The organism is Dellaglioa sp. CoH-55-MRSF-8, assembly GCF_056782195.1.
Window position 1 is genome coordinate 157,917 of the sequence record NZ_JBXAYH010000002.1, and the last position, 12,500, is coordinate 170,416.

Below are 12,500 nucleotides of genomic sequence, written 5' to 3' on the forward strand. Positions count from 1 at the left end.
GAAGTCCTCACTTTTCTGTCGTTAAGTTTGCTAAATACTCATCCTCGTAATCATATAATGGCGTTGGATAATCACCATTAAAGTAAGCCATACATAGTCCTGAATATGGGGCATCTAAATTCAAACCAATTGAAGCAATTAATCCAGCTTCACTTAGAAATGCTAATGAGTCTGCCCCAATAATAGCCTTCATTTCTTCAATTGATTTATTTGCGGCAATTAATTCAGATTGCTTTTGAATATCAATCCCATAAAAACAAGGGTATTTAAGAGGTGGTGACGCAATTCGCAAATGAACTTCAGCAGCTCCAGCTTCTTTTAACAATCTAACAATGTGTTTACTCGTTGTCCCCCGAACAATTGAATCATCGACTAAAATAATCTTTTTACCCTTAACCACGCTTTTAACAGCTGATAATTTCATTCGCACCCCTTGTTCTCTAAGTCTTTGGGTGGGTTGAATAAAGGTCCGGCCAATATATTGATTTTTAACTAATCCCATTTCATAAGGAATGCCACTTTCTTCTGCATAACCACTAGCTGCAGACAATGAGGAATTTGGTACACCAATAACCATATCTGCATCAATACCCGTTTCTCGTGCTAGTTTGCGACCCATTCTTTTACGAGCAGAATGGACATTAATCCCACAAATATCCGAATCCGGTCTTGCAAAATAAATATATTCCATTGAACAAATTGACATTTTAGTTTCAGTTGTATAAACGTCAATTGATAGCCCTTCGTCAGTAATAGTGACGATTTCACCAGGGTTCACATCGCGAACGAATTCTGCCCCAACAGAATCTAAAGCACAGGTTTCACTTGCAACGACGTAAGCACCATTTACCATTTGACCAATAGATAGTGGTCTAAATCCATTTGGATCAAGTGCCGCAATCATGTAGTTTGACGTCATTAATAAGTAAGCAAACCCACCATGTACTTGATTTAATGCGTCTTTAACCTGTTCATGCAAAGTGTCTTGTGATGAACGACGAATTAAGTGCATCAAAACCTCTGAATCCGAACTTGATTTGAAAATAGCCCCATCTTGCTCTAACTCATTTCTAAGCGTTACCGCATTAGTTAAATTACCATTATGGGCTAAGGCAAACTGTGTATCGTAAAAATCAAATAAAAATGGCTGAATGTTATCAATTCCGTTACTACCGGCCGTTGCATAACGTACATGTCCAATAGCTGCATTACCGGTTAATTTTTTTATTTTTTCAGGATTTCTAAAAACATCTGATAGTAATCCTAATCCTCTATAACCAATTAGTTTACCTTCATCATTTGATACAATTCCTGCACCTTCTTGGCCGCGATGTTGTAAACTATGCAGACCAAAATAGGTAATCTGATTTGCATCTTCATTTCCCCAAACACCAAAAACACCACATTCTTCATTTAAACTTCTTATTTCATTAGGCACGGAATTGCATCCTCCCAAACTTGTTTGGCTTCAGAAGTTGTAAGAGTTATCTTACTCCCTTTTGTCGTCACGTTAATTAATTGGTCTGCTGTAACACAGCCAATTTTTTCAGCAGTTTGATTCATTAAATTTTCAAAATCTGTCTTATTTTCTGATTTAATCGATAAAATGAATCGCGATTGTGATTCTGAGAAAAGTTGTGCATCTGTCATATTTACATTAATATCAATACCTAAATCGTTTTTAAATACGGATTCACTTAAAGCAACGGCTAGACCACCTTCAGATAAATCATGTGCACTTTCGACTAAACCAGATTCGATAGCTTCTAAAACAAACGCTTGGTTACTTTGTTCAGTCTTTAAATCAAAATGTTTAATATCTCCGGAAATCTCGTTAGTAGTCATTTTCTGAATTTCTGAACCATTAAAATCATTATAAGTTGTACCCACTAAATAAATTAAATCATTAGCATGTTTAAAATCTTGCGTTGTTATATTTTTAACATCTTTAATTAAACCAACCATTCCAATCATTGGCGTTGGATAAATGGCTTGTTCATTAAATTCATTATATAAAGAGACATTACCAGAAATAACAGGTGTATTAAATAAGTCACATGCTTCAGAAATACCGATAGCACTTTGATCAAATTCCCAAAAAATTTCTGGATTTTCAGGACGTCCATAATTTAAGCAATCTGTAATAGCGAGTGGTTGTCCACCAGATGCAACTATGTTACGCGCTGCTTCAGAAACAGCAATTTGACCACCAACCTTAGGATTCAAGTAAATATAACGCGCATTACAATCTGTTGTCATTGCGAGTGCCTTATTAGTTTCTCTAATTCGAATAACACCTGCATCACTACCAGGTCTAACCACTGTATTGACTTTAACTTGAGAATCGTACGTTTCGTACAATGATTTTTTGGATGCGATTGTTGGTTGTTGTAACAAATCTAACCAAGTTTGCTTCGTATTTTCTATTTCAGGTATAAAATCAGACTGCGCTTTAAATTTGCTGATTCTTGCAGGTTCTTTTTGTTCCTTATGATAGACTGGTGCATCACTTGCTAAAGAATCAACGGGAATATTAGCAACAATTTTTCCCTCATGTATTAAAACATAATCCGTATTTTCTGTTACATACCCGATATTAACGGCTTCTAAATCATATTTTTTAAATAAATTGATAACTTTAGTTTCAAATTCAGGTTTAATACAAAGAACCATCCGTTCTTGAGATTCAGATAACATCATTTCGTAAGCAGACATATTAGTTTCACGTTGTGGAACGTTATCTAAATCAAGTACCATCCCTGATTTAGCTTTCGAGGCCATTTCAGCAGTTGACGAAACTAATCCAGCAGCTCCCATATCTTGAATACCAACTAACCAGTCTGGATGATCTAGAATAAGTTCGAGACAAGCATCCATTAATAATTTTTCCATGAATGGATCACCAACTTGAACAGCTGAACGCTGTGTTTCTTTATCATCAGCAAATTCATCAGAAGCAAACGTTGCCCCATGAATACCATCACGACCCGTTTTAGCACCAACATAAATAACTAGATTTCCATCACCTTTTGCCTGGCCTTTTTGAATATTTTTATGATCAATCAGTCCAACACACATTGCATTTACTAGTGGGTTACCCTCATAACAAGGATCAAATCCTATTTCTCCACCAACAGTTGGAATACCAATACAGTTACCGTATCCTCCGATACCAGCTACAATTTCTGAAACAAGATACTTAGTGTGCTCATTATCTAGTTCACCGAAACGTAAACTGTCAAGAAGTGCAATAGGTGTTGCCCCCATTGAAAAAATATCTCTGATAATACCGCCGACACCTGTTGCGGCACCTTCATAGGGTTCAACAGCTGAGGGATGATTATGGCTTTCAGCTTTAAATACAACTGCTTTACCATCACCAATATCAATAACACCAGCACCTTCTCCAGGTCCTTGTAAAACTTGCGGCCCAGAATTTGGAAAATGTTTTAAAACGGGGCGGGAATTTTTGTAAGAACAATGCTCACTCCACATTACTGAAAATAAACCAGTTTCAGTATAGTTAGGTTGACGACTTAAAATATCATCTTTAATTAACTTATATTCTGAATCAGTTAATCCCCAATTTTGATATAATTTGGTATCTTCAATTATTTGTGCCGTCGGTTCTTGTTTTGTAACCAAATTAACCCACTCCCTCTGTGTATGTCGTTAACATCGATTTAAATAAATTTAGGCCGTCCGTTGAACCGAGCAATGCTTCAATAGCACGTTCTGGATGCGGCATCATACCAAGTACATTTCCACGCTCATTAATAATTCCAGCAATATTATCAATACTTCCATTTGGGTTATCTTGATATCTAAAAATAATTTGATTATTTTTCTTAAGAGAAGCTAATGTTTCATCATCACAATAATAATTACCCTCGCCATGAGCAATTGGTAATTCAATTGTCGTTTGCGTTTTATAATCAGTTGTAAAACGCGTTTGATTATTAACAATTTCCAAAGTAACTGGCTTACAAATAAATTTAATATTTTTATTTTGAATTAATGCACCTGGAAGTAGTTGCATTTCCGTTAACATTTGAAATCCATTACAGGTTCCAAACACTAGTTTACCTTCATCCGCAAAACGTCTCACTTCATTCATAATGGGTGATAAACTGGCAATTGCCCCACTTCTTAAGTAATCGCCGTATGAAAATCCACCTGGAAGTAATACACCATCAAAACCATCAAGAGATTCCTCTGTATACGACACAAACTCAGCTTGTTCATGTAAACCATCCCGAATAGCGTGAAGTAAATCATAATCACAATTTGAACCAGGAAATACAACAACTGCAAATTTCATGATTAAGCCTCCACTTTTTCAAGTTCGTAACGATATTGCTCCATATTTGGATTAGCTAATAATTTATCACAAATCGCATCAATTTTTTGGTCTATCTCTAATTCAGTTGCTTCAACCTTTAACACAAAATATTTACCAACTCGAACGTCACTAACACCTGAGAATCCTAATCGGTTAATCGCTTCATTAACAGCTTGACCTTGCGGATCTAAAACTGATTCTTTATATGTAACGTAAACTTTTACACTATACATTATTTGACCTCATTTCGATTTTTTAGTCGGTTTAAAACATCTTGATATACTGGAATAATGCTACCTTGGTTTTTTCTGAAAATATCCTTATCTAATGATTTATGTGTCTTCGAATCCCATAAACGTGCATTATCAGGTGAAAATTCATCTGCCAAAATAAGTTCCCCATGATACCGACCGAATTCAAGTTTAAAATCAATTAAATCAATATTGATGTCTTTAAATAATTTATACAGTAGCTGATTAATATGAAGGACTTGTTTCTTTATTTCGTCCATTTCTATTTTAGTCGCAAAATTTAACGCAAAAATTTGTGACTCATTTATTCCAGGATCGTCTAGAGCATCATTCTTATAATAGTATTCAATAACAGGAACTGTTAATTTAGTTCCTTCAACTTGATCAAATTTACGAGCAAAACTACCTGCAATAGTATTTCGTAAAACAACTTCAATTGGAATTATTTCAACTTTTTTAACTAATTGTTCGGTTTTAGAAACATCTTCAATGAAATGTGTTTTAATACCGTTTGCCATTAAATAAGAAAAAATAATATCAGATATTTGATGGCTTAATAATCCCTTACCTAATATTTCTTCTTTCCGTTTACCATTAAGTGCGGTAGCTTGGTTTTTGTATACCATTCTTAATACTTCTTCATCATTAGTTTGATAAACATCTTTAGCTTTTCCTTCGTAAATCAATTGATCCAAGCGAATAGCCCCCTTAAGAATAAAAACATATAAAAATATACTTTTTAACTAAATAGTTCGTTCTTTACAAATATAGTTTAACAATTACTATATAATTTATCAAGGTAAAATACGATTATTTTTATATTTTTTTAATTTAAAGTTCGTATTATGGCAAACAAAAAACCATAAAGCTATTAAAATAACTTTATGGTTTACATATTTCTTTAAATGAGACCAATTCGTTCGAAAATAGCATCAACATTTCTAATATGATAATGATAATCAAAAGCATCATCTAAGTCTGCTTGAGTTAATGCAGACATTATTTGTTCATCTGCTTCTAATAAGGGACGGAACTGTATTTGTTGATCCCAAGAGATTGCCGTCTTAGGTTGAATTAAATCATATGCAGCCTCTCTAGACATGCCACTATCAATTAATTTAAGTAAAACTCTTTGGCTGTAAATAAGACCAAAAGTACGGTCCATATTTTTTTTCATATTTTCCGGAAATACTGTTAATTCTTTAACTATTTTTGTAAAGCGACGTAGCATGTAATCTAATAAAATAGTTGTATCGGGTAATATAATACGTTCTGCAGAGCTATGTGAAATATCTCGTTCATGCCATAATGTAACATCTTCGAAGGCAGTGACCATATGTCCTCGAATGACACGCGCTAACCCTGTAATATTTTCTGAACCAATTGGATTACGTTTATGTGGCATAGCTGATGAACCTTTTTGGCCTTTAGCGAAATATTCTTCAACTTCTCGTGTCTCACTTTTTTGTAATCCACGAATTTCTGTTGCCATTTTTTCAATCGATGTTGCAAGAAGAGCCATCTCAGAAACATAATTAGCATGTAAATCTCGTGGTAAGACTTGTGTCGATATTTCTTGAGGTCTAATTCCAAGATGCTCACAAACATAAGTTTCCACAAACATTGGGATATTGGCAAATGTTCCTACAGCACCACTAATTTTTCCAGCTTCAACATCTAATGCTGCATCATTAAAACGAATTTGATGACGTTTCATTTCAGAATACCACAATGCAATTTTCAATCCAAATGTTGTTGGTTCAGCATGTACACCGTGTGTTCTACCCATCATAACAGTATCTTTATATTCAACTGCTTTATCAGCTAAAACAGCCATAAATTCTTCAATATCCTTACGCAAAATTTCATTAGCCTGTTTTAAAATAGATCCATACGCTGTATCAACTACATCTGTAGAAGTTAATCCATAATGAACCCACTTACGTTCTTCCCCTAGAGATTCTGAGACAGCTCTTGTAAAGGCAACGACATCATGCTTTGTTTCTTGTTCAATTTCTAAAATACGATCAATATCAAAACTAGCATTTTTACGAATTTTTTCAGCGTCTTCTGCTGGAACATGGCCTAGTTCAACCCAAGCCTCACTAGCTAATGTTTCAACTTCTAACCAAGCTTTATATTTATTTTCATCTGACCATATGGCACCCATCTCAGCATTTGTATAACGATCAATCATTTTTATCTTCCTCTCTTAATCCCAAATTTTCGTTTGATATACATCAATTTTAGCTTGCTCAATATTATCGGTTAATATCGTTACATGACCCATCTTACGATCTTGTTTTGCTTCATTTTTACCATAAAAATGAAACCGCCATTGACCTTCATTTTGAATTTCATTTAATACTGACTGGACATGTTGTCCCAAAATATTAATCATAATAGCATGACTTAACAACTGTGGTTTTAACATTGGTAAATTACAAATTCCTCTAATATGCGCTTCAAATTGTGATAAGGAACAGGCCTCAATTGTTAAATGTCCGGAATTATGTGGTCTAGGTGCAATTTCATTAACATAAACGCCACCTGAATCTGAAACAAAAAATTCAATCCCCATTGTTCCAACAGACAAACAATCATCAGCAATTTGACTTGCAATAATTTCAACTTCTTTTCTTGTCTCAATCGATAAACGACTCGGACAAGAACTCTCATGTAAAATATTATGACGATGTTGATTTTCGATAATCGGAAAAATACTTTGTTGGCCTAATTCATTTCTAGCAATGATAACGGAAACTTCACGATCAAACTGAACAAAGCCTTCTAACACGCATGTTCTATTTTGAATCAATTTTCCCGCTTCAATCAAATCAGCACTTGTCTTTAAAATAACTTGTCCTTTACCATCATATCCGCCACGAATCGTTTTTAAAATTGATGGGTACCCAGTTATTTTAATGGCATTTTCTAAATCATCAAAACTTTGTATTAATTTAAATGGTGCGATTGGATAATTATGAGCTTCCAAAAATTGTTTCTCACTAATTCTATCTTGTGAAATACGCAGTGCAGTCGACCCTTGTGGAACATAGCAATATTGCTTTGCTGCATCAATCGTATCAGCATCTACATTTTCAAACTCAAACGTTAGTACATCACACATTTTTGCAAGATTTAAAATAGCAATCTCATCGTCATAATCTGCAATCACTTGTTTGTCCGCAACCTGAGCAGCTGGGCAATCTTTTTGCGGATCTAATATAATCACACGATAACCCATTTCTTTTGCAGACGTTGTCATCATTTGTCCTAGCTGACCACCACCAATAATACCAATTGTTTGTCCTGGTAATATCCTTTTAATCAAGTAAATCACTACTTTCCAAAGATTTTTGATGGAGTGATAATTGATATGACTTTAAATTATCTTTTATAGTTGAATCACTTAAGGCACAAATTTTTGCGGCAAAGATGCCGGCATTTGTTGCACCTGCTTTACCAATTGCCATAGTTGCTACGGGTGTTCCCGCAGGCATCTGAACAATTGACAGTAAAGAGTCTATTCCATTTAGCGCATGGGACTGCACCGGAACGCCTACTACAGGGATGACGGTTGAAGCTGCAATCATTCCTGGTAAATGTGCGGCACCACCCGCACCAGCAATAATAACTTCATACCCATTTTTATCCGCACTTTCTGCAAATTTAATCATTTCTATTGGCATTCGATGTGCCGAAATAACTTTTTTATCATACTCAATATCAAGTTCATCTAATAAATTAGCCGTAAATTTCATTGTGGTCCAGTCGGAAATCGATCCCATTACAATTGCTATCTTTGCCATTCGATTACCTCCAAATTTAATAAACCTATTCTATCAACAACTCAGCGTTGTGTCAAAGCAAAAAAAGGACGAAATTAAAAAATTAATAAAAATAGTTCGTATTTTAATGGATATTCAAGCTATTTCTCTTTTTAATATTTCTTTTTTATAAAAAAATAAATGACACCTATTGGCATCATTTATTTCCCTTTTTAAGGTCCGTGTATAATTGTAACTTGCTTCTAGAATTCAAAACAACTGACTTTTTACTATTGGCTAAATAAAAAGATAGTCCAAATCTTCTTAATTTAACTTGTTTTATTGCGGAAATTTCAATTATTTCATTATGTTTTCGAATAACCTTAGTTAACTTAATATTTTTGTCGTCAACTATTAATTTACGATTCAAGATTTGAACAATTGATACAATAAGAAAAAGTATAAATAAAACAATTGTCCAAATTTGTAATGTTGTTATCTCTAACCATAATAATAAACTACCTAAAAATAAGCAGAACGTCCATGACCATAAAATAACCGTTTTAGCTAGCTCGGGTTGATAAAAATATGTTTTTTGATATTTTTTCATGCTTATGATCTCCTCTAACACAATAAAATTATTCTTCTATATTTAAAGCTTAACATAATTGATCAGATATTCTATATTTTTCCATAAAAAAAGATGAAACCTTAAGTTTCATCTTTTTGAACTATTATTTAATAACTAAGAATCTGTCATCATCTAACATGAAATCTTTATCTCCTGCCGCTGCTTCAATTGAACCAAATGGCATTTGTGCACGTAATTCCCAGTTTCCAGGGATATTAAACGCATTTTTAATTTCAGTATCAATAAGTGGATTATAATGTTGTAAACTTGCGCCAATACCATTTTCAGCTAATACTGTCCAAACACTTTGTTGAGCACCGCCCAAACCTTGTTCTGCCCAAACTCTGAAGTTATCAGCGTATAAAGCAAAATCTTTTTCATTTTGAGCAACAACATCAGTATCTATAAAGTATAATATTGTTCCAAATCCAGCACGGAATGTTGCAATCTTTTCTTGAGTTTTCTTATATGCTTCAGCATTAGGAACCTCAGATTTAAGACGTTTTTCAACGATATCCCAAACCATGTCTGAATTTTTACCATATAAAATTGCTGCTCTAATTGTTTGATTATTGAATGATGTTGGTGATTTCTTTATAGCATCCTCGATAACACCAGTAATTTCATCAGGTGTTTGACTTACTTTATCCCCTAAAGCGTAAATTGAACGACGTTGTTCCATAAGATCTAATAATTGAGTTTTCATAATTAATTTCCCCTTCTCTATTTGAATAAACTTAGTATATCACTTACTATTAATAAGTAAAGAGATAACACTTATTTTTTTTATCTTAAATAAAAAAAGCTACCTAATCGTTGATTAGATAGCTTTTAAACTTATTATTTATTATGCTCTTGGTTTACGTTTACCCCAATATTGGAAATAATCCGTTCTCAATGAGCCATTATATAGCTTACGTTTTTTAGATGCTCTTGAACCATAATATTCTTCAAAAGTTAAGTCACTTGTTAAGATATATTTACTCCAAGTAGGCATTTGTTTATAAACAACACCCATCTGTTTGTATAAAACACGTACAGATTCAGTATCGCTCAATCGTTCACCGTATGGTGGGTTAGCGACTAAAACACCATTTTCTTTTTCTGTTGTAAAATCTTTTGCAGCAAGTTGCTTGAATTCAATACTATCCAAGACGCCAGCTTCAGCGGCATTCTTTTTAGCAATTTCAATCATGCCAGCATCAATATCATAACCTGCTATATCTAATACTACATCAAGATTTGCTTCACCTTTTGCTTTTTCTCTTAAACGATCAAATAGTCCTTTTTCAACAAAATCCCAATCTTCGAATACAAAATAACGACCGATACCAGGTGCAATATTATGTCCCATTAATGCAGCTTCAATTGGGATTGTTCCTGAACCACATACTGGATCAACAAAAGGTTTTTCTGGATACCAATTAGTTAACATAACTAACGCAGCTGCCATATTTTCTTTTAAAGGAGCATAACCCTTTTCAACACGATAACCACGTTTAAATAAACTGCTACCCGTTGTATCAAGTGTCAATAAGACGTTATCTTTATTAATAGCAACTTCCAATGGATATTTTGAACCCGTCTCTGGTAAGCGTGTTGTACGGTGATAGACATCACTTAATTGATCAACAATTGCTTTTTTCACGATTGCTTGGGCATCTGGAACACTATAGAGTGTTGATTTTTGAGATTTTCCTTGAACAGGGAATTCCGCATCTAATGGTAAAAACTTATCCCAAGAGATTGCTTTTGTTTGTTCAAATAAATCGTCAAAAGTCGTAGCCGTAAACTCACCAACAATGATTTTAACGCGATCTGCGGTTCTCAACCATAGGTTTGTATTAATAACATCTTCCATTGTTCCTTCGAAGCGGACACGACTATTTTCTACTTGAACATCATAACCCATATGTTTAAGTTCGTTTCCAACAATTGACTCAATACCGCTAGCTGCGGTTGCCAATAATTTAAAAGTTTCCATTTTGCACCTTCACTATAATTTAATTTTTTTAATAAAAAAACTAGGATAAAAGAAAATTCTTCATCCTAGTTCATCCTGAAATCATGTAAATTTCTATAAGCCATGTTTTGTACGTCATCCATCTCAGGCGATGAAATCAGTGGTAATCATCTATCTCCAGATATTATCTGCCCCCATGATTTGTTCATTTCCGTCATGAAGCGCCCCTACCAAAGTTTGGGTTGCCTACTCGTGGGGTTTACCGCGTTCCAGCAATACCGTTTCCAATATTGTATCGTCTCTGTGGCACTTTACAGATTACTTTGACATAGCCGAAGCCTTAGTCATTTTATCCGCCGTTACCCGAAGGTACCTTGGCTTATTTTTTCACCAAGCACGAACACTACAAGCATCTCAGCTTGTGCAAGCATGGACTTTCCTCAGCCTAACTTAATAGACCGCAATTACCCGAAATTTACACTGAATCTATATTACATCATTCAATTAATTTAAAATTGATTTCTAGAATTTTCATTCTCATCTAACTGTGCACCAAACACACGACGTTCCAAATTAGATAATCGTTTAAGAATATCCATATTTGAAGTTGTAGATGTTGTTTGGGTCGTCTGTGAACTTTTACCAACAGTAACCTGTTTTGTAAGTTCGTCGACTTGAGCAATTAAACGATCATTTTCTTCTTGAAGTTTTTTGACTTTCTTATCAAAGGTTTCATAATCTTTAATAACATCGTCAAGAAATTCGTCAACTTCTTTAGAATCATATCCACGCATTTTTGTTTCAAAATGTTTTTGTAAGATATCTTTAGGTACAAAATTAACATCCGTCATATTCGTACACCTCATCACTAATTTCTCATAAATAATGTTAATACCTGTTTATTATAGCAGAATTATTTAATAATTCAAATGATTATTTTGTTCCTCTTCCATTTCGTTTGCAATATCTTCTAATTCCATAAAATCTATCATACGTAATGCATAGTTTTTCACTTCTTTAGTTTGCTTTATTTTTAATAAATCAAATTTTGTTTTGCCTTCATTTTCTGAATCATAAAGTAATAACGCGCCATCTGTGTGTTCTATCATAAAAGTTTGATAATTTTTTAATTGCTGTGGCGACTGATAGGTATCCTTACTAACATAATCAGAAAAATCTACATCATTTAATATTTGATTTAAAACTAATTTTTTATCATCTTTCCAATTATTACCAAACTCTTTGAATGGTAGCATAACTGATACCTTGAAATCAGGATATTCATTTTGTATATCTAGGCAAATTTGTGCCGTCCATTGCTCAACACCAAGCTGAGGGCCAGTTATAACCCACTTCAATCCATTTTCTATTTCATTAATAATATTTTTTTTAATTGCGCTTTTAATGATTTTTATTTTAAGATCATTTTCATTAAAAATACCTAATTCGTATGTTCTATAACCAGTCACCCATAAACGCTTCATAATTGATTAAATATTCCTTTCTTATATTAAGAATATGTTACCAAATCCTTTAAAGCTAT

General features: G+C 33.7%; 13 protein-coding genes and 1 other RNA gene. All 14 read right to left on the minus strand.

Annotated elements, in window-relative coordinates; translation table 11 throughout:
- Positions 1-7: 7 nt before the first annotated feature.
- Positions 8-1,438 carry an amidophosphoribosyltransferase gene (gene purF, locus AC1RPW_RS02550; protein WP_481761302.1) on the minus strand — a complete coding sequence of 477 codons (1,431 nt, stop codon included), beginning with the start codon at positions 1,436-1,438 and terminating at the stop codon, positions 8-10.
- The gene (purL, locus tag AC1RPW_RS02555) at positions 1,423-3,645 is read right to left on the minus strand and encodes a phosphoribosylformylglycinamidine synthase subunit PurL (protein ID WP_481761301.1); all 2,223 of its coding nucleotides are present in this window, start codon (positions 3,643-3,645) and stop codon (positions 1,423-1,425) included. Before purL ends, purF begins: the two co-directional genes overlap by 16 nt.
- Before the next feature lies 1 nt (position 3,646).
- A complete protein-coding gene (gene purQ, locus AC1RPW_RS02560; RefSeq protein ID WP_481761300.1) occupies positions 3,647-4,321 on the minus strand; it encodes a phosphoribosylformylglycinamidine synthase subunit PurQ in 675 nt (224 codons plus the stop codon).
- 2 nt (positions 4,322-4,323) lie between these two features.
- Positions 4,324-4,575: a phosphoribosylformylglycinamidine synthase subunit PurS gene (gene purS / locus AC1RPW_RS02565; protein ID WP_409022561.1), complete on the minus strand. Its 252-nt coding sequence runs from the start codon at positions 4,573-4,575 to the stop codon at positions 4,324-4,326.
- Complete coding sequence (gene purC / locus AC1RPW_RS02570) at positions 4,575-5,294, minus strand: phosphoribosylaminoimidazolesuccinocarboxamide synthase (protein WP_481761407.1); 720 nt, start codon at positions 5,292-5,294, stop codon at positions 4,575-4,577. The genes purS and purC overlap by 1 nt, the downstream gene beginning before the upstream one ends.
- A gap of 200 nt (positions 5,295-5,494) precedes the next feature.
- Positions 5,495-6,790 (minus strand): adenylosuccinate lyase, encoded by a 1,296-nt coding sequence (purB, locus tag AC1RPW_RS02575; protein WP_481761299.1) that lies wholly within the window; start codon positions 6,788-6,790, stop codon positions 5,495-5,497.
- 15 nt (positions 6,791-6,805) lie between these two features.
- On the minus strand, positions 6,806-7,927 hold the full coding sequence (gene purK, locus AC1RPW_RS02580) for a 5-(carboxyamino)imidazole ribonucleotide synthase (protein WP_481761298.1): 1,122 nt from the start codon (positions 7,925-7,927) through the stop codon (positions 6,806-6,808).
- Positions 7,920-8,405, minus strand: coding sequence for a 5-(carboxyamino)imidazole ribonucleotide mutase (purE, locus tag AC1RPW_RS02585; protein ID WP_481761297.1), 486 nt, complete (start codon positions 8,403-8,405; stop codon positions 7,920-7,922). The genes purK and purE overlap by 8 nt, the downstream gene beginning before the upstream one ends.
- A 175-nt stretch (positions 8,406-8,580) precedes the next feature.
- The gene (locus AC1RPW_RS02590; RefSeq protein ID WP_481761296.1) at positions 8,581-8,973 is read right to left on the minus strand and encodes an EbsA family protein; all 393 of its coding nucleotides are present in this window, start codon (positions 8,971-8,973) and stop codon (positions 8,581-8,583) included.
- 124 nt (positions 8,974-9,097) lie between these two features.
- Positions 9,098-9,700 carry a nitroreductase family protein gene (locus AC1RPW_RS02595; protein ID WP_481761295.1) on the minus strand — a complete coding sequence of 201 codons (603 nt, stop codon included), beginning with the start codon at positions 9,698-9,700 and terminating at the stop codon, positions 9,098-9,100.
- 141 nt (positions 9,701-9,841) lie between these two features.
- A complete protein-coding gene (locus tag AC1RPW_RS02600; protein ID WP_409022567.1) occupies positions 9,842-10,978 on the minus strand; it encodes a THUMP domain-containing class I SAM-dependent RNA methyltransferase in 1,137 nt (378 codons plus the stop codon).
- Between the two features lie 91 nt (positions 10,979-11,069).
- An RNA gene (gene rnpB / locus AC1RPW_RS02605) (RNase P RNA component class B) lies at positions 11,070-11,433 on the minus strand.
- Between the two features lie 33 nt (positions 11,434-11,466).
- Complete coding sequence (gene gpsB, locus AC1RPW_RS02610; protein WP_481761294.1) at positions 11,467-11,808, minus strand: cell division regulator GpsB; 342 nt, start codon at positions 11,806-11,808, stop codon at positions 11,467-11,469.
- A 66-nt stretch (positions 11,809-11,874) separates the two neighbouring features.
- A complete protein-coding gene (locus AC1RPW_RS02615; protein WP_481761293.1) occupies positions 11,875-12,441 on the minus strand; it encodes an SLOG family protein in 567 nt (188 codons plus the stop codon).
- Between the last annotated feature and the right edge of the window lie 59 nt (positions 12,442-12,500).

Excerpts from the sequence above, each read along its gene's own strand:
- purQ (WP_481761300.1), bottom strand. The coding sequence starts at position 4,321 with ATGAAATTTGCAGTTGTTGTATTTCCTGGTTCAAATTGTGATTATGAT.
- purS (WP_409022561.1), bottom strand. The coding sequence starts at position 4,575 with ATGTATAGTGTAAAAGTTTACGTTACATATAAAGAATCAGTTTTAGAT.
- purB (WP_481761299.1), bottom strand. The coding sequence starts at position 6,790 with ATGATTGATCGTTATACAAATGCTGAGATGGGTGCCATATGGTCAGAT.
- purE (WP_481761297.1), bottom strand. The coding sequence starts at position 8,405 with ATGGCAAAGATAGCAATTGTAATGGGATCGATTTCCGACTGGACCACA.
- AC1RPW_RS02590 (WP_481761296.1), bottom strand. The coding sequence starts at position 8,973 with ATGAAAAAATATCAAAAAACATATTTTTATCAACCCGAGCTAGCTAAA.
- AC1RPW_RS02595 (WP_481761295.1), bottom strand. The coding sequence starts at position 9,700 with ATGAAAACTCAATTATTAGATCTTATGGAACAACGTCGTTCAATTTAC.
- AC1RPW_RS02600 (WP_409022567.1), bottom strand. The coding sequence starts at position 10,978 with ATGGAAACTTTTAAATTATTGGCAACCGCAGCTAGCGGTATTGAGTCA.
- gpsB (WP_481761294.1), bottom strand. The coding sequence starts at position 11,808 with ATGACGGATGTTAATTTTGTACCTAAAGATATCTTACAAAAACATTTT.
- AC1RPW_RS02615 (WP_481761293.1), bottom strand. The coding sequence starts at position 12,441 with ATGAAGCGTTTATGGGTGACTGGTTATAGAACATACGAATTAGGTATT.